The organism is Jeotgalibacillus proteolyticus, assembly GCF_002926065.1.
GTDB lineage: Bacteria > Bacillota > Bacilli > Bacillales > Jeotgalibacillaceae > Jeotgalibacillus > Jeotgalibacillus proteolyticus.
Genome location: NZ_PREZ01000004.1, coordinates 550,105 through 568,547, shown reverse-complemented (window position 1 = coordinate 568,547; position 18,443 = coordinate 550,105). Strand labels below are relative to the sequence as shown.

Here is an 18,443-nt window from a genome sequence, read left to right as displayed (position 1 = left end):
AAAAGTAAAAATATTAAAGTCCTGCAGAGGTAGATTTTCTGCAGGACTTTATTTCGTTTTGGGCAGGTGTTTAGCTGTTTTTCATCTTCCTTAGTTTCATTTATTTTATACACATTCTTAAGCATTAATCTTCTATTAATAGCTGCCCTATCACTTAGGTTTGAGAATCTAGAAGTATACTATTCAGAACAATCTTCACCTATTTGATAATTTATATGGGTAATAAATAGTATTTAAATTTTAATATATTTTACAGTTATTTAAAATATTGTTTTTCAGGAAAAGATTTTGTATAATAATTACATAAATAAAGAAAATCTTTGTATCTAAGATAAAGGCAAATTTATTGAAAAGTAGAGACGCAAAGCTCCAGGTCTAAGGCTTAAAACGCTATGATGGCTGAGTTGCCAGAGTACAAAAGAACATCTTGTGTTTTGGGGGAGAAAGATGAACAACGTATCATTTTTGAGTGTGGGTTATAAAGAATGAAGAAGCTTAGATACTGGGTGGATTGCCGATTTAAGAAAAAACATCGTTATAATTTTTACACAGGCCGCTGCATTGTTTGTGGCAGAAAAAAATAGATTAGAATTGAGCAATAATCGACAAGTGCCTCGACAAGTGCCTTCGACAAGTGCCTGGCACCACCCGAGTGTATCTTGAAGGAAACAAAGGTTTACCGCAGCATTGTAGATAAAGGGTATCCTTCTGATCATTATCCGGTTGTGGCTGTGGTTGATATTGATTCAAAGGGATTTTAGTTGTACAAAATTATAAACAGCATTATGATCGTTACAGAAGGTGTGTTTGACGTTTATTGTGGCACACCTCTACGCGAGAGGAGAATGCTGAATGTTTAAGAAGATTATAAAGAGCATTTCAAAAGGACTCAAGAAGCGTGGCAGCAGCAGTGGGCGAAGAAAGTATCGTCGACACGGATCAAGCAGTGAAAAGAAGCGCGGGTATGGCGGAAGCAGCAGCAGCCGGCGCGGACGTGACCCTTTCTCTGGTTCAAACCGCTATAAAAACAAAAGATACTACTCCAGCAGCTGATTATATCGAAAATAATGTAGTAAAGACTCCGCTGATCGGATGTACTGATCAGCGGAGTCTTATTTGTGTTTTTTAAGAAAGCAGGGCGATCGTTTTCTCGATATCAGTCAAGATCTCTTCACAATTCTTATAGGGGTGCGAAATGTTGAGGAGACGTTTTAACAGCCCCGTTGTGTGTGGATGAAGGCTCATCTCCTGAGTCCAGGGCCTTCCTTTTTTTGCTTCTCCTTCATAAGACGAGTAAAGAAGGAACAGAAGGAAATCACCCAGGTCAAAAAAATCATCCTGTGCGAGCTGTTCACGCTGCTTTTGATTTTTGCTGTCCGCATGCAGATGGCTTGCCAGACCGAAGTCTATCAGGTGGATGTCACCATTGTGAAGGAGTACATTGGGAACCCTGATATCGCCATGAAATACGCCTTTTTGATGAATGTAGCAGACGATCGCAGTCAGTTTTTTAGCCATTTCCAGAGATTCCTTCTCGGTGTACTTCTGCTTTGATGCAAATAACGTATCTTCTACATTCTTCCCTTCAACAAATTCCATTGAAAAAAACTTTTCATCCTTGTATGAGAATGCTTCGATTAATGCGGGGATACCTTTATGATCAAGCAGCTGAAGAATGACAGTTTCCTGTACATAATTCTCTAAGTTTTCTTTTCTTTTACTTTTGCGCATCTGTTTTACAACGCATCTCTCTCCGGTTTTTAGATCCTGGCATAAATATATGATTCCATAGCTCCCATTCCGTAGCACTTTCTCAATCTTATATCGCCCCGCCAGTCGGTCGTTGATCTTATAATGATGGTCCATAATCCTCTGCCGTGCCCTTTTAATCAGCAAATGTACAGCTTCCATACGCACCTCTGTGTTGTATTTTTCATCTCATGTAGAACAAAATGAACTGGCTCCGCTAATACCATTATGATTGTTCAGCACTACTATTATATAGGAAGAAACAACACCAGGCATTACCTATTCAGCTGAGCCCTCAGTAAAATCAAAAACTGGCATCCTCTTTAAATAGCGGGGATGCCAGTCGTTTTAACTAAATTTTAAAATCAAGAATCGAAAACTCTTATCCATAGTATATGGACTTAAGGACGTTCCAGAACAGCAGCAAGCATACGATGAACAACCTCATGATCACTCGGATCATTCAGCTTGTAGTTTTCACCGGGAAGGGTGTACCATTCCTTCGCACCGACATATGTGATTTCTAAGGTAAGGCTGCCGCTGTCATCACAGCTGGTTACCAGTTCAAGCTCTCCGCTTATCACGCCAACTTCAGTCGTCATAACGCCGTGTGTTGCGGTGAAGATGGAAGATTTTTTATCCATGAGTTTGTCTCCTTTCTTAAAAAGAATAGTTAGTTTGTTAGTTTTTTAGATATGTAAACCATGTTAGTAAGAGCATCCATTTAGCATCGTTTGAAGAGAGGATTTCTCTGTAGACTGCAGGGTCAGATCCCACTTGTGCTTCGTGTTGATCCACCATTTTGCGTATCCGCAATGGGCGGCATAGCGTGGAGGCTGCCATGTGGAAGGATCCTGGTCACCCTTGGAACGATTGACGCTGGCGGTTACGGCAATCAGATGAGGGCCGCTTAAGTCATTTGCGAATGCTCTTCGTTCTTCTCTTGTCCATGAGCTCGCTCCGGAACGCCATGCCTCCGCTAACGGAACGATATGATCAACGTCAATTTCAGATGGAGAGTAGACGATTACGCCGTCAAAATAACTGTACCATTTTCCAGAGGTGGTAGGGCAGGTTCCGCTGTAGTAGTCAGCATCACGCTGAAGTACAATCTGGCGTGTGTCACACCCATTCCCCTGACCAATCCAGTGTGGAAACTCATCTCGCGAATAGCCGGCCATTGAGCTTTCAGGTGCTACTGTCAGTGAGTTCAGTTGGTTCTGGGCGGCTGACTTTGAAGGCGTTTCAGGTAAAAATGCTGATGCTGATTCCTGTGTAAAAGTGGAAATGGAGAGAAGCAGGGCAAAAACAAAAAACAATGATTTTCTAAGCATGTAAAGCCTCCTGTATGTAATTTTATATATTGACATCCAGGTTCAAGGTTGATGAACAGGATGTTAATATCCCTATGAGAATTATGCTTTCAGGCGGTTACTAGCAATGATGATCGTTAGAAAAAGATAGTATTTAATAAGGGGAAAAGCAGAGAAGAGCTTCTATCTGTAATGATAGGCTATGGTTAAATTCTATAACAAGTTAAGAATATGTAAATGAGCGAGAAGGTGTGAAAGGATGGAAGCTGAGGCAGTAGACCTTTGTTATGGGTAAAAGGATATATTCGTTAAGATTGGGGACGTATTGATGTGTAATTAGGATACTGACCTGGGTAAATCGATCTGTTATAATTCATTTTTGGTGAGAAATTTAAGTAATTGGTTTACTAAAACTTAATGCAAATCTATACAGAAAAAAGCAAAAATCCTCTTTAACGATTGAGGATTTTTGCTTTTTTCTATATGTCATCTTTCAATCGGCAGTTCTTTATCAGCCATCCACTCAGACATAGACCCATCATAAACCGCTACATTCGTTTGACCAAGTTTTCGGAGCAGCAAAGCATTCCACGTAGCAGCAATTCCTCCGCCACAATACGTGATCACTTTCTTATCTGTGTTAAGGAGGTTTGCTTTTTCAAAGGTTTCTTTTAGCTGTTCATCTGAATGAAGAGCCTTCGACGCTCGATCAGAGTGATCAACAAAAGGAATGTTGCAGCTCCCAGGAATTCTGCCATTTTCGAAATCCTGCTGGGACAGGCTGTTTACAAGAATCACATTTTCATCATTTATTGCTTCCTGAACTTCTTCTTTAGAAACGAAAAGATCATTGCGCCGCGTTCCTGTAAACGAGGAGCGTGGATAGGTTTCCACACCTGATGCATTTTCCCGTCCTTCGTCCTGCCATTTAGCAAAGCCGCCGTCAAGAATGGATACATAATCAAATCCTTCATATAGAAGCTGCCACGCAAAGCGGGAGGCCCAGTCGGATGCAATGGCTTCGGATCCAACGGTTGCATAGCCCTGATCATAAATCACGACATGCGTGCCTTCATCCCCAATTCCAATCGATTCAATTTTTTCAATGAACTGCTCTCTTGGCGGGACGGTAAAGCGTAAAGTAGAAGCCGGATCAGAGAAATCATTCAGCAAATCAGCAAAGACCGCGGAAGGAATATGATTCTTCTTATACGTTTCTTCCCCTGACCATAAGTCCACTCCACTTTCAGTAGGCTTAAGGTAGGTTGTCGCATCTACAATACGGATGTTTGGATCGTTCAGATGCTCAGCCAGCCAATCAGTTGAAACAAATAACGGTATACGTTCCATTAAAATCCCTCTTTTCAGATAGTGTTTAATTTCATTTATCTTGGTTAGTATTTTAACATTTTGGGTGAGGGGGTTCTATTTTTTAGTCTGATTCTGGTTTTACTATTGATAAACTGGTAAGCATTTTAATTACTATTTTTCAGGACTTATTGCTTAAAAAAGTAATGAATTTGATAGATTGAACAGCTGCACAAGTAAATGAGGTTTTTTAAAGGAATATAAGAATCAAAACATTGTATTCATTTAATCTATTTAATCCAGTTTTTAATTGACTAGCACTGTGAAAGGATGTTGACAGGGTAGTAAAGCAAAAAGGCTGGCTATAAAACAGAAAGAAATTTCTTTTAGCCAGCCTTTAGGAATAGGCAGTTTTGGAAAGCTGTATCAAAAATTATGGCAGTCGAGTTCGATTCGACTGAGATCATCACGCATAAAGTACGGCTCGATCAGACGCATGACGCGTACAACACCTTTTACAACCATGCGGACAAATGTATTAGATTCGTCCTGAAGCCTTAAATGATCGCATGAGAAGAGGGGCTGTGCCACGAGGGCTCGTACCCTGAGGGACAGCCCTATGTGTTTAGCCGTTTCGTCCAATATTGGAGGAACCCAGTATCGTTATAGCAAGCTCACGGAAGACCCGATCCGCACCTTCGGATAGGTTTCGAAAGCCCGCACCGCCGCTTTCGCAACCTCAATATCGTTTGCGACCGTACTGCCGCTTGCGCCGACCGCCCCTACGACTCTCCCTTCGAACGATAACGGAATCCCCCCTCCGAACACGACCACACGTCCGTGGTTGGTCGTATTGATCCCGTACAGCTCGCCGCTTGGGACCGCCAATTGAGCAAGGCTCTCCGTGGGCATATTTAGCGCGACCGCCGTCCATGCCTTATTATGGGCGATGTCGATACTGGCCAGCCAGGCATTGTCCATTCGGTGAGAAGCAACGAAATTCCCGCCATCGTCTACGATGGCGATCACTTCCGCAATCCCGAGTTCCCTTGCCCGGACTTCTGCTGCTTGAATCAAAACCTTGGCGACCTCCAGAGTGATTTTCAACATCTGCGTCCTCTCCCTCTCGACTGAATCGAAACATGATATGCATTAAACGCTTTAAATATACACTCGATCCCGTCATCATAGGGATTCGTACATCCATGAATGGAGCGGGTAAAATTCCGCTTCTTTTCTTGCTCTCCATTGTATTATCCTAAAGTGGTATGACGGAAAGGAACGGTTTGTGGAGGTAATACAGTTAAAAGTTACGTGATGAAAATAGTAAATTGAAAGAGACAAAATAACATTTAAGAGCTTGAATACTATTCCTGCGATTAGTAAGTTTAGATTAGGTGGTGCTATGCTATAAATATTTCCTATTAACAGGTGAAGATATTTAATCCCTTTTTGGTAACTTGGGCAGCGATGTCGAGCAATCCGGAGGAAAACGAAAGCGGCTTTTCAAAAACGACGAGAACAGAGCCGTTTTTTAGAAATTGTTCCACGGAAGACTGAAAATGTTGGAATATCGAACTGTTTCATAAATTGTTTCATAATTTTCTTATTGCAAAATTAGAGCCGACTACAAACAGCAGCCGGCTCTAATTTATTTCTTCTTGCGAATAAACGTATCACCTGCTTATTGGGCAAGAAAATTCTATTAGGTGCTTTCCGAGAAAAGGTGCTTAAACAAAATTCTCTAGCACAACCTTGCCAATCGTCCTATTGCTCTCCAATAGCTTGTGAGCTTGGCGAAGATTTTCTGCTGAGATCGGTCCTAGTACTTCGGCGAGCGTTGTCTTCAATTTTTGATGATCCACAGCATCAGCTATCTGATTGAGCAGTAAGTGCTGCTCGATCATATCATCCGTTTCATAAAGCGAACGCGTAAACATAAACTCCCACACGAAAGTGGCGCTTTTTTGCTTAAGCAATTTGAGGTTAAGCGGAGAGTCAGGGTCATCAATTGCGCAAACGACTCCTTGGGGAGAGATGGCTTCACTGATACCGGCCCAGTGTTTTTCCAAAGCATTCAGGCAGAAAATATACGGAACGCTTGAAAACCCAATTGCTTCAAGCTGCGGAAGGAGCGGCTCATGGTGATTAATGGTATAGTCTGCGCCCATTGATTTAACCCAATCGACGGTTTCCGAACGGGAAGCCGTCCCGATTACATTGAGCCCCGCCTGTTTTGCAAGCTGGATGGCAATCGACCCTACCCCTCCAGCTGCCCCGATGATCAGCAAGGATTTTTCTTGATTGGCGCCTGAATCTTTAGAAATCGACATTCGGGTAAATAATGCTTCCCAAGCTGTAATAGAGGTTAAAGGAAGAGCTGCCGCTTCCGCGAAATTCAAGGAAGCTGGCTTGCGCCCTACAATCCGTTCATCAACCAGATGGTATTCACTATTTCCACCTTGTCGTGCAATGCTGCCCGCATAAAAAACTTCATCCCCCGGACGGAACAACGAGCAGTCCGGTCCCGACTCTTCAACAATACCTGCAACATCCCACCCTAAAATTTTAGGAGCTTCTTCAACGCTGTCTTTAGGAGCACGTACCTTAGTGTCAACCGGATTGACCGATATGGCGATAACTTTAACCAAAATGTCACGACCAGCCGCTCTTGGTTTCTCCACAACTACATCTACTAAGCTTTCTGGATTTTCAATTGGAAGGTACCGGGTTAGTCCTACCGCCTTCATTGTAGCCATAATGAACCACATCCTTTCCTTACTAGTATACAACTTATAACGTAATGATTAAAATGCTGTTAGTCGTTACAAAAAGAAAACGAGAGGGGATAAAGTCATCCCCAATTCAGTCATGAACTATTGGATAAAGTAAAAAGAATTAAAACAGAGAACAAATTTAGTATGTGAAATCGAGTCTGGTGAAATTAGATCTCCTTTAGATACGTCACGGTGACCCTATTAGGATTAAGTATTTTAGCATTTTTGGGGGAGGGTTTCTATTTATTAGTTCTGGATTGAATATCCGTTTATAAATATGAAAAACCACACGAATACGCTCGTGTGGTTAAAGAAAAATCATTATTGCTCAATCTTAAGAATCAATACACTTGGAATTGTAATGTCTCCACCCATTGTTGATTCATAAGTAATCAAACCATCAGAAAGCCCCATTATGGTTATCACATCATCTTCAAGAATTCTGGAGTCAGTAATGGAAGAATCAAATTCTCCTAAAAGGATATTGTCATAGTTTTCATTAACTGCGAATCTGATTTGAGTAATACCATCGCCTTCAATAACTTGTACTACTTGACCAGAAAATTTGACCTTTGAGGCACTGTAATCATCAGGGGTTCTAGCTAGTTGGTCATAGGTTATACCAGTATCGTATCCTATTCTTTCTTCTTCTTCAGCTTTTCTCTGAGCTTCAGCTTCCTCAGCAGCTTTCTTTTCAGCAGCTATTCTAGCTTCCTCTTCTTCTTTAGCTTTTTTAGCGGCTTCTTCTTCAGCCTTTTTCTGTTTTTCTTTTTCTTCAGCAGCTTTTTGTTCATCAATTTTTTTCTGCTGTTCTTTTTCACTTAAATCAAACCAAGGTTTAGCTTGCTCGACTTTTTCTTTCAGCAGCTCATTTTCTTCACTAAGGCTGCTTATTTCTTTTTGTTTCTCTTTTATTTCTTTTTCCAGAGAAACAATTGAGGTTTCACTTTTAGAAGCCGCTTCCGATGCAGAGGAAGAGTAAAAAAGCAGACCCAGAGAGACAATAGCCAAATAAACGATAATTGCTTTTTCGCTTTGTAAATATTTTTTCATGATGTCCTCCAACTAGTAAAATAGTTTACTTATTAATTATTACTATACGAATAAAGTAATAGGTAACGAGTAAAAATATTATATAACAAAATGATCATATAGTATACAAAAAATAGTAATTAAACAACATATTGGTTTATAAGTGTGACTCCTCGAAAAACTTGATGATGTTGCTTTTGATAAGAAATTTTGTTCACTTATAGATGAACAAACTATAGTTTAAGTGAAAAAAGCTTACCATTACGCTGGGAACGATTGACATCATTAGTTTCCTCTACTATGTTTTATCCAATTAACAGACAATGACAAATCCATAGGATTGTTTAAAAATGAAAGCGCTTTATTTTAGAAGGCTGTCATTCGTCAATTAATAGGAACGGTGGTGAAGCAGTACGAAAAGCTAGTCTGAAAACTACTAAAACATAGAGGAGTGAAAATGGTGAAAGTAAAACATTTTATTGTAATGGGATTTCTCGCATTTTTCTTGGTTGGATTTCAAAGCCAGGCGTTAGCGAGTCAGCCGGAGTCTTCCTATTGGTATCCGGAAGGGCTTTTGGATTGGAGTCCGGAAAATGATCCGGATGCAGCGTTTAATCGAAGTACAATTCCTCTTGCCACGAGAGATGTGCATTATTCAACCAATGAAACGCAGCAGGATGATGCCAGATTGGTCGCATTATCAGCTTTGAACCCGAATACGAGTGGTGTTCCTTCACAGGGGGATCGAGAATTTTTTGCTAATACCTTCAGCTACTGGCAGTACGTGGACTTGATGGTGTATTGGGCAGGCTCTGCGGGAGAAGGGATCATTACTCCTCCAAGCGGGGATGTCATTGATGCATCACATAAAAATGGAGTGTCCATTTTAGGAAATGTATTTTTTCCTCCGAAAGTATATGGCGGGAAGGACGAGTGGGTGGACCAGATGCTTGCTCAGGAGGAAGATGGATCATTCCCGGCTGCAGACAAGCTTTTAGAAGTTGCAGAATACTACGGATTTGATGGATGGTTTATCAATCAGGAAACAGAAGGCGGAACTCATGAAACTGCACAAAAAATGCAGGATTTCCTGGTTTACTTACAGGAAAATAAACCAGAGGATATGGAAATCATGTGGTATGATTCCATGATTAAAGATGGCAGTATTAAATGGCAAAACTATTTAACCGATCAAAATACGATGTTTTTCCAGGAAGGAAATGAAACTGTTTCTGACAGCATGTTTTTGAATTTCTGGTGGTGGAATGCCAGCCAAAAAAGCTCGTATGACAAGGCGTTAGAATTAGGAAGAAACCCGTATGACCTTTATGCAGGAATAGATGTGGAGGCCAATGGAACAGAGACCTATGTTGAGTGGGATAATTTGTTTCCAAATGGCGAAGCGCCTTATGCATCATTAGGAATTTATCGTCCGGATTGGGCGTTTAAATCCACTGATACTATGCAGGATTTTTATAATCGGGAGCATGAATTTTGGGTCGGGGAAGCAAAAGACCCTTCTAACACAAGCGAAAACCCTGATAACTGGAAAGGGATGGCCCACTATTTTAATGAAAAAACCGCGATTGATACACTTCCGTTTGTGACTCACTTTACTACGGGAAGTGGAGAGTTTTTCTCAATAGACGGCACAGTAAAGTCTGATAAAAGCTGGAACAACCGAAGCCTGCAGGATATCCTGCCTACCTGGCGCTGGATCACTGAAAGCGACGGGGAGTCTCTTGCTGTTGATTTTGATTGGGAAGACGCTTTTTATGGAGGAAGCTCCTTGAAAATCTTTGGTGAGCTTTCGAAAAAGAATGCCACCCATGTAAAGCTTTATAAAACAAATCTGCCTGTGGACAAGGACACAGAGCTTTCGATTACGTATAAGACACCATCAAAGAAATCGAATTTAAAGGTTGGACTCAGCTTTCATGATGCACCTGATGATTTTACGTTTTTGGATGTGAAGAAAAAAAGCAATGGGAAATGGGCAACTGATGAAATAAAGCTAAAGAAATTTAAAGGAAAATCGATTGCCGCTATTTCTTTATATGCGGAAAGTGATGCTGTGATCGAAGACTATCAATTAAACATAGGTGAGCTGAAGGTAACGAATAAAGAGAGTAAAAAAGATAAGCCGGAAAAGCCATCAAATTTTGTGATAGATGATTTGTCGTTTAAGGATGGGATTTATGCGGATATTCGGTTGAGGTGGGATGCCAATGAAAATCAAAACGGTACGTATGAAATTTATCGTAATCTCGGTAAAGGGAAAAAAGAATTTCTTGGATCCACTCCAAACAATGTCTTTTACGTTTCTCAATTAAAGAGGGATGGAAAAGAGGATACTGGCACGATAGAGATTGTTTGGGTAAATGAAAATCATGAGAGAAGTAAAAAAGGGACTGAGGCTTCGTTTGACTGGCCGGACTATCCTGCTCCAACGGCTGGATTCAGTGTAAGTAAAACGATCGCGGCTCCCGGGGAAGGGATCACCTTCTTTAACCAGTCTTCAGAGGTCACTGAAAGCGTACAATGGACATTTGAAGGAGCAAGCCCCTCAGTTAGCGAAGAGGAAAATCCGGTTGTCACTTATGAAAATGAGGGCACCTACTCAGTTAAGCTTGTTGCGAGTAACAGTGAAGGTGAGGATGTGCTGGTAAAGGATCAATACATTACGATTTCAGAGGATGCCAAAAATATCACTAATGTTGCCCTTAATAAACAGGCTACAGCCAGCGGACAATGTGCAGCAACGGAAAGCCCCGCTTATGCACTGGATGGGATTGTTACTGGAAATAGTAAATGGTGTGCAATTGGTTCAGCAAGCTGGATGATAGTGGATCTGGGAGAGGCTTATCAGCTTTCAGAGTTTGTCTTGAAGCATGCAGAGGCGGGGGGAGAGCCGGCAGCCTTTAATACGAGAATGTACACCATTGAAGTAAGTAATGACCTGGATGAGTGGGTGGAGGTGACGAAGGTAACAGATAATACACAGGCGGTCAGCAGTCACTCGATTCCATTAACACAGGCCAGGTACGTCCGCTTATCCATTCAGCAGCCTACGCAGGGCGGAGATCAGGCAACGAGAATGTATGAGTTTGAGGTGTATGGGTTTTAACGTTTTGAAAGCGTCCCGTATTTAATGTTATTTTTAAAGTTTTCATGCGTTTATTAAAGGACTTGGAGTGAACTTATTCCAAGTCCTTTTTGTTCTTTATATGATAGGGATAAGTAAAATGTAAGCGATTTCTAAACATTGGAGGCAAGTTGATATGAGTAGAAACTTTCCTGATCAGTTTTTATGGGGCGCAGCATCCTCAGGTCCTCAAATGGAGGGAGCGGGCAGCCTGAACGGAAAAGCTCAAAATGTATGGGATTACTGGTTCGAAAAAGAGCCTGAAACGTTTTATCAGCAAATCGGGCCGGAAGAGACGTCCGGTTTTTATCACCACTATAAAGAAGACATCGTTTTGATGAAGGAGATTGGATTTAATTCCTTTCGCACATCGATCTCGTGGACAAGGCTGATTCCTGATGGACTTCAGGTTAATGAAGAGGCTGTCAGCTTTTACCGGGATGTATTTAAAGAGTTAAACGATAAAGGCATTAAGCCCATCATTAACTTATACCATTTTGATATGCCTGTACGGCTGCACAAGCAGGGTGGATGGGAAAACCGGGAGACGGCAGAAGAGTTTTCCCGGTATGCAAAAATTGCTTTCACCCGTTTCGGAGACCTGGTTGATGAGTGGGTAACCTTTAATGAACCGATCGTTCCGATTGAAATGGGCTACTTAAATGATAAGCATTTACCCGCAGTCTATGACCTGAAAAGAGCATTTCAAGCAGGCTTTCATACAATGCTTGCCCATGCGAAGGCTGTTAAGGCGTTTAAGAAATCAGGCCATTCAGGAAAGATCGGCATCATATTAAATTTAATGCCAAGCTATCCGCGCAGTTCAGATGAAAAGAATGACCAGGATGCTGCCTTCTATGCAGATCTTCTCTTTAATCGAAGCTTTTTAGACCCAGCGGTAAAAGGAGCGTATCCTGCCGAGCTGGTCGAGTTCATGAAGCAGGAGGGCATTACCCTTTCCTTTACTGGAGAAGACCTTGAGATCATTAGAGCTAACAAAATTGATTTTTTAGGGGTCAATTATTATCAGCCAAGAAGAGTACAAGCAGGGGATCCTTTAGGGAGTGGTCTGGACAAGTATTTTCAGCCGTATCAGTGGCCGGAAGCGAAAATCAATCCACATCGGGGCTGGGAAATCTATGAAAAAGGGATCTATGATATTGCCATCACCATTCGGGATCACTACAGCAATATTCCCTGGTTCATTGCTGAAAATGGCATGGGAGTAGAGGGGGAAGAGCGCTTTGAGGATGAGAAAGGAATTATCCAGGATGATTACCGGATCGACTTTATGAGCGATCATCTGGGCTGGCTGCATAAAGCAATTGAAGAGAGATCGAACTGTTATGGCTATCATGTGTGGACATTTATCGATAACTGGTCGTGGCTGAATGAGTATAAAAACAGATATGGGCTGGTACGGCTGGATCTCGCTTCAGGCAAGCGCTATAAAAAGAAAAGTGCTGATTGGTTCAATGCCCTGGCTTCCTCCAATCAGCTAACGGACAAATGGTGATGGAGCGGGAATATCTTTTAGCCATTGATATCGGCGGCACTTTTATCAAGCTTGCACTCGTTTCACCTACTGGTCAGTTAAACGGAAAATCCCAGGTCAGGACTCCTGATTCCCTTGAACAATTCTGTTCTATAATTGACCGCTATTATGAGCTGCAAAAGAACCAATATAACATTATAGGCGTTGCAATCAGCAGTCCCGGAAGTGTGACGGAGGCAGGGGATAGCTTAGGCTACAGCTCAGTTCCTTTTGTCCACGAAATCAATTTAGCCAGTATGTTCAGTGCAAGGTATGATCTGCCCGTATCCATTGAAAATGATGCAAACTGTGCAGCCCTTGCAGAGCTGTGGAATGGGGAGGCTGTTCAATTAAAAACCTTCGCCTGTATCGTTTGCGGCACGGGGGTTGGGGGAGCTGTTGTCATTAATAAGCAACTGTATAAAGGAGCTAATCTTCATGGGGGAGAATTTGGCTATACGATTCTATCAAGCAACCTGAAAGAGAGCAGCTACGATACATGGAGTGAGCTCGGTTCCTCCTCTGCCATTACCCGAAGACTTACTCAAGAGCCGCCATATTACACAAATTGGACAGGGCCTAAGGTATTTCAGCAGGCTGGAAATGATCATGATAAAGCATTGGCGTCTCTTCATACTTTTTTCCATACATTAGCAGTCGGGATCCACAATATCCAATACATCCTGGACCCGGAAAAAATTTTGATCGGCGGGGGAATTACAAGACAGCCGGATTTTATGAATCAGGTACACAGCGAACTGAATAACATTTATGCTGAGAAGCCATTTGCGAAGATACGGCCATCTGTTTCATTATGTCAGCATCTTGATCAGGCCCAGCTGTTTGGGGCTGCGTATGTATGGCTCGAGCGATATAGAAAGGGTGAGAGATATGTTTAATCGACTTGGCAGTTTTTTTACGGAAGCGAGCTTATGGATTTGGAAAATCATGCAGCTAAATCTTATCTGGCTTGCTCATATTTTGTTAGGAGGCGTGATCCTTGGACTTTTTCCCGCTACTGTTTCGATGTTTGCCACAACTAGAAAATGGTTAACTGGCGGGCTGGATAGTCCGATCTTAAAGGACTATCACCGCTATTACCGGGAGAATTTCTGGAAAGCAAACGGTCTTGGCTGGATTTACGTAAGTCTTGGTGCGTTTTTGCTTTTTGACCTTCATCTTGTGACGCAAATTACCGGGATGATCGCGCTGGTTAGTACCATGCTCCTGCTATTTTTATTGCTCATTTATGTATTTTCATTTCTATACTTATTCCCCTACTATGTTCATTTTTCGCAGTCCTTTAAGCAATATTTAATTCAGCCTTTTATCATTACCGTCATTAGCTTTAAACAAAATATTTTAGTTGCGATTGGCTTAATTATGGTTGGTTCCTTGATTTATCAAATGCCCGGGTTAATTCCATTTGTTCCTGGGGTTATGCCTGCTTATTGGGTGATGAAGGTATCCATGAACCGTTATAAGGAAATGCAATTGACTCATTCACATTAAATGGTTGGAGGTTTGTTGTAATGGAGAAAAAAACAGCTCATATTATTTCTCATTCACATTGGGATCGTGAATGGTATATGTCTTTAGAGGAGCATCGTTATTATTTAGTAAAGCTTTTTGATGATTTATTGGAGCAGCTGGCAATCGACCCTGACTTTCATAGCTTTCATTTAGATGGGCAGACAATTATGGTGGATGACTATCTGCAGGTGCGGCCGCAAAAGGAAGCTGAAGTAAAAAAATATATTCGTGAGGGGCGTCTTATAATAGGGCCCTGGTATATTTTGCAGGATGCTTTTTTAACAAGTGCTGAAGCGAATATCCGCAATCTGCTTTACGGAATGAAGGATACAAAAAAGCTTGGACAGGAAGGCACGCTCGGCTATTTTCCGGATACATTTGGAATCTATGGCCAGGCCCCTCAGATTTTAAAGCAGGCAAAAATTGACGTGGCTGCTTTTGGAAGAGGCGTTACACCGACAGGATTCAATAATCAGGTCCACCACAGCGATGATTTTTCATCCCCCTACTCTGAAATGATGTGGGAAGCTCCAGATGGCTCAAAGGTGCTCGGCATTCTTTTTGCCAATTGGTATTCAAATGGCAACGAAATCCCTGCTGAAAAAGAAGCAGCCGCTGCATTTTGGCAAAAGAAGCTTACGGATGTGGAAAAGTTCGCCTCAACTTCTCAGCTGCTGTTCATGAATGGCTGTGACCATCAGCCGCTTCAAAAAGACGTCATAAAGGCGATTGACCTTGCAAATGAATTGATGCCAAACGTTACTTTTAAGCATTCAAGCTTTAATGAATACATAGCCGAGCTCAAGCAGGAGCTGCCAAAAGAGCTTCAGACGATCATCAAAGGAGAGCTCCGTAATCAGAAAACAGATGGCTGGTCCACTCTTGTGAATACTGCCTCTGCAAGAATCTATTTAAAGCAGGCCAATGATCGCTGCCAGACGTTATTAGAACGGGTACTGGAGCCGATGGGTCTGATGGCGCCGGATAAAGATCTTCATCGTGACTTTACGGAATTCTATTGGAAAATGCTGATGGAGAATCATCCGCACGACAGCATTTGCGGATGCAGTGTGGATGAGGTTCACCGTGAAATGGAAACGCGGTTCGAAAAAGTCGAAAAAGGGGCTAAAAGATATATCGAAGAACAGGCAAGAGAGATTGCAGCCACTCTGCCAACAAGCCATCAAAATCCGGATGCAGTGCCGCTTGTCCTTTTTCATGCAAGCGGTAAAGCCTGCGGAAAAGTGATCAAAACAAATGTATTTGTTCATAAAATCTATTTTGACGAAATGAATTTTCAGGACATTCCGGAAGCACTTAAAAAGATTGATCTTCCATCCTACTTTGTTGAGCGTCCTGACGGCTCAATCCATCAGGCTCACGTAAAAGAAATAGGTACGACCTTTGGCTATGATCTTCCGAAGGATGGATTCAGAAAGCCTTATTATGCAAAAGAAATAGAAGTGAACTTTTGGCTGGAGACGGATATCCAGGTTGGATTTGAGGTTTGTCATTTAGTTCCTGGTGAAAGAACGTTCAGTGAAGGCAATCCTATTTGGCAGGCTTCAGCAAAAAAACTTGAGAACGAGCATCTTAGCGTATCCATCCATGAAGACGGCACCTATTGTATCAAAGACAAAAACACAGGGCTGGCATATAACCATTTAGGTTCGTATGAGGATACAGGCGATATTGGTAATGAGTATATGTATAAAGCGAGTGGAGACGGAAAAACATTGTCAACAAAAAATAGCTCATCCTCGATTGAAGTGATAGAGAATACGGCGTTTAGAGCAAGCATCTTACTGTCAACTACCTTCTCTGTTCCCAAACAGGCGGATGATCAATTGAAGCTTGAGCGGGAAAACCTAGTTTGGCACCCTGAGCGTACGGCGGGAAGACATCAGGAGTCAGCCGAATTGAAAATTCAAACCGTTTTAGTGCTGGAAAAAGGATCTAAAGGATTAGAGGTAAAGGTGAACATAAATAATCAGGCGAAGGATCACCGTCTGCGTGCGCTGTTCCCTGCTGGTTCAGGAAACAGCCACCATTACGCGGACAGTATTTTTGAAATTGTTAAGCGTCCGAATCAGCCAGAAAATCAATGGAGTAATCCTTCCTTTGATCACCATATGCAGCGTTTTGTCAGCTTAAATGATTCAAACCAGGGATTAACTGTCGCCGGCAAAGGACTGCATGAATACGAAATCCTGGACGGGAAAACGATCGCCGTAACGCTGCTTCGGTCAGTAGGAGAGCTTGGGGACTGGGGCGTATTTGAGACTCCGGAGGCTCAGTGCATTGGAGAGCAGCGGGCAGAATTTTTCCTGATTCCGCATAAGGGAGATGTCATTTCCTCAGAAGCCTACAATCTCGCATATGACTATCCGCTGGAAACTGTGGTTATTCAGACAGCTCAAAGCGCAGGAGAAGGAGATCAGGCTGCTAATTTGCTGAACTGGAGTGGAAGTGCTCTATCTCTAACAACCTGCAAACCGGCTGAAGAAGGCAATGGAATGATTGTGAGATGGTTTAATCCTGGAGAAAAAGTGCAGGAGCTTACGGTTCAGGGAACTGAAAATAAAGCTATTTATTTATCAACGATTTTAGAAGATAAAGAGGAGCATATGGGAAGCGGAGCAGTAAAAATGAATGTTCAGCCTCATCAGATTATTACACTTTTATTTGAACAATAATCATTAAAGGAGAGAAGACTAAAATGATAGATAAAAAAAACATCCCGCAATCATTTCAAAAGATTATTAATCAAGTAAATGAAGTGTACGCGGACGATCAGGATGTTCAAAAGCTATTTGAAAACTGCTTTTTAAATACGTACCAGACAACATTAAAGCAGGATGACGAGGGCACGTTTGTGATTACCGGCGACATACCAGCGATGTGGCTGCGTGATTCATCCGCTCAAGTAAGGCCTTATCTTGTGCTGGCAAAGGAAGATCAAGAGGTCGCCGGGATGTTAAAGCAGGTGATTGAACGGCAATGGAAGTACATTCTGATGGATCCATATGCGAACGCTTTTAATCGCACACCTTCAAATCAGGGGCATCAAAACGACCGCACCGACATGAGCCCATGGATTTGGGAAAGAAAATATGAAGTGGATTCATTATGCTATCCAATCCAGCTCACCTATCTTTATTGGAAGGCGACAGGTGACAGATCAGTTCTGAATGAAGAGCTTAAAAGAGTTCTTAAGACGATTCATGATGTATGGAAAGTGGAGCAGAATCATGAAGAACAGTCCCCTTATTTGTTTGAGCGGGATGATTGCCGTGTTTCTGATACATTGCTGAGAGAAGGCAAAGGAGGATATTCTGTCAAAACCGGAATGACCTGGTCCGGTTTCCGCCCAAGCGATGATGCATGCTTATACGGCTATTTAATCCCTGCGAATATGTTTGCAGTAGTGACGTTAGGCTACGCAGAAGAAATGTTATCAGAAATGGGAGAAACAACACTTGCCAGTCAAATGGCTGAGCTTGCTGGGGAAATAAAAAACGGAATTGAAACGTATGGGAAAATTCAGCATCCCGTTTTTGGCGAAATGTATGTGTATGAAACAGATGGAAATGGCCAGGTAAACTTAATGGACGACGCCAATGTGCCAAGTCTTTTGTCCATGCCATATTTAGGCTACACCGCTTTGGATGACCAAACGTATAGGAATACCCGTAATTTTATCTTGAGCCGACACAATGCTTACTATTATGAAGGATCTTCAGGCGATGGGATTGGAAGCCCGCATACTCCGGATCACTATATTTGGCACATCGCTTTAGCCATACAGGGGATGACTGCAGCATCAAAAGAAGAACGGGCAAAGATCCTTGCCATGTTTAAACATACACACGGTTCCACCTATTTTATGCACGAAGGATTTAATGCAGATCGGCCGGAGGAGTATACACGCACCTGGTTTGCATGGGCTAACTCCATGTTCAGTGAGTTTATTTTAAGCGAAATTGGTCTTCATGTACCTGGCAGTCCACTTTCCCGCTAACCTGAAGTGAAAATTTCTTTATTGGAGGTTT

General features: G+C 42.1%; 15 protein-coding genes and 1 riboswitch. Of the genes, 7 read left to right on the top strand and 8 right to left on the bottom strand.

What is annotated here, in order from left to right; all coding sequences use genetic code 11:
- Positions 1 to 326 precede the first annotated feature (326 nt).
- Positions 327 to 412: riboswitch (cyclic di-GMP riboswitch) on the top strand.
- 486 nt (positions 413 to 898) lie between these two features.
- Complete coding sequence (locus tag C4B60_RS12990) at positions 899 to 1,129, top strand: hypothetical protein (protein ID WP_104058429.1); 231 nt, start codon at positions 899 to 901, stop codon at positions 1,127 to 1,129.
- Here C4B60_RS12990 and C4B60_RS12985 read toward each other — a convergent pair.
- From C4B60_RS12985 to C4B60_RS21845, 8 genes are all read right to left on the bottom strand, one after another.
- Positions 1,126 to 1,866, bottom strand: coding sequence for a serine/threonine protein kinase (locus C4B60_RS12985; RefSeq protein ID WP_209020087.1), 741 nt, complete (start codon positions 1,864 to 1,866; stop codon positions 1,126 to 1,128). The two genes, C4B60_RS12990 and C4B60_RS12985, sit on opposite strands and share 4 nt — an antisense overlap.
- 284 nt (positions 1,867 to 2,150) lie before the next feature.
- A complete protein-coding gene (locus tag C4B60_RS12980) occupies positions 2,151 to 2,393 on the bottom strand; it encodes a hypothetical protein (protein ID WP_104058427.1) in 243 nt (80 codons plus the stop codon).
- Positions 2,394 to 2,456: 63 nt separating this feature from the next.
- A complete protein-coding gene (locus tag C4B60_RS12975) occupies positions 2,457 to 3,083 on the bottom strand; it encodes an HNH endonuclease family protein (RefSeq protein WP_104058426.1) in 627 nt (208 codons plus the stop codon).
- A 465-nt stretch (positions 3,084 to 3,548) separates the two neighbouring features.
- Positions 3,549 to 4,412, bottom strand: a complete 864-nt coding sequence (locus tag C4B60_RS12970; RefSeq protein ID WP_104058425.1) for a sulfurtransferase — start codon at positions 4,410 to 4,412, stop codon at positions 3,549 to 3,551.
- A gap of 384 nt (positions 4,413 to 4,796) precedes the next feature.
- Complete coding sequence (locus C4B60_RS21490; protein WP_167578659.1) at positions 4,797 to 4,961, bottom strand: hypothetical protein; 165 nt, start codon at positions 4,959 to 4,961, stop codon at positions 4,797 to 4,799.
- 72 nt (positions 4,962 to 5,033) lie between these two features.
- A complete protein-coding gene (locus C4B60_RS12960) occupies positions 5,034 to 5,480 on the bottom strand; it encodes a GlcG/HbpS family heme-binding protein (RefSeq protein WP_104058424.1) in 447 nt (148 codons plus the stop codon).
- 620 nt (positions 5,481 to 6,100) lie between these two features.
- Positions 6,101 to 7,120, bottom strand: coding sequence for a zinc-binding alcohol dehydrogenase family protein (locus C4B60_RS12955; RefSeq protein ID WP_104058477.1), 1,020 nt, complete (start codon positions 7,118 to 7,120; stop codon positions 6,101 to 6,103).
- 348 nt (positions 7,121 to 7,468) lie between these two features.
- Entirely contained in the window at positions 7,469 to 8,200 is a 732-nt protein-coding gene (locus C4B60_RS21845) for a toxin regulator (protein ID WP_104058423.1), read from the bottom strand.
- 436 nt (positions 8,201 to 8,636) lie between these two features.
- Between C4B60_RS21845 and C4B60_RS12945 the strand changes: the two genes are divergently transcribed.
- From C4B60_RS12945 to C4B60_RS12920, 6 genes are all read left to right on the top strand, one after another.
- On the top strand, positions 8,637 to 11,306 hold the full coding sequence (locus C4B60_RS12945; protein WP_104058422.1) for an endo-beta-N-acetylglucosaminidase: 2,670 nt from the start codon (positions 8,637 to 8,639) through the stop codon (positions 11,304 to 11,306).
- A gap of 154 nt (positions 11,307 to 11,460) precedes the next feature.
- A complete protein-coding gene (locus tag C4B60_RS12940) occupies positions 11,461 to 12,840 on the top strand; it encodes a glycoside hydrolase family 1 protein (RefSeq protein ID WP_104058421.1) in 1,380 nt (459 codons plus the stop codon).
- Positions 12,792 to 13,757, top strand: coding sequence for an ROK family protein (locus C4B60_RS12935; RefSeq protein WP_135122120.1), 966 nt, complete (start codon positions 12,792 to 12,794; stop codon positions 13,755 to 13,757). The genes C4B60_RS12940 and C4B60_RS12935 overlap by 49 nt, the downstream gene beginning before the upstream one ends.
- Positions 13,750 to 14,370 carry a YesL family protein gene (locus C4B60_RS12930; protein WP_167578658.1) on the top strand — a complete coding sequence of 207 codons (621 nt, stop codon included), beginning with the start codon at positions 13,750 to 13,752 and terminating at the stop codon, positions 14,368 to 14,370. The genes C4B60_RS12935 and C4B60_RS12930 overlap by 8 nt, the downstream gene beginning before the upstream one ends.
- A 20-nt stretch (positions 14,371 to 14,390) precedes the next feature.
- The gene (locus tag C4B60_RS12925) at positions 14,391 to 17,087 is read left to right on the top strand and encodes an alpha-mannosidase (RefSeq protein WP_104058418.1); all 2,697 of its coding nucleotides are present in this window, start codon (positions 14,391 to 14,393) and stop codon (positions 17,085 to 17,087) included.
- Positions 17,088 to 17,110: 23 nt separating this feature from the next.
- Positions 17,111 to 18,412 carry a glycoside hydrolase family 125 protein gene (locus C4B60_RS12920; RefSeq protein ID WP_104058417.1) on the top strand — a complete coding sequence of 434 codons (1,302 nt, stop codon included), beginning with the start codon at positions 17,111 to 17,113 and terminating at the stop codon, positions 18,410 to 18,412.
- Positions 18,413 to 18,443 lie beyond the last annotated feature (31 nt).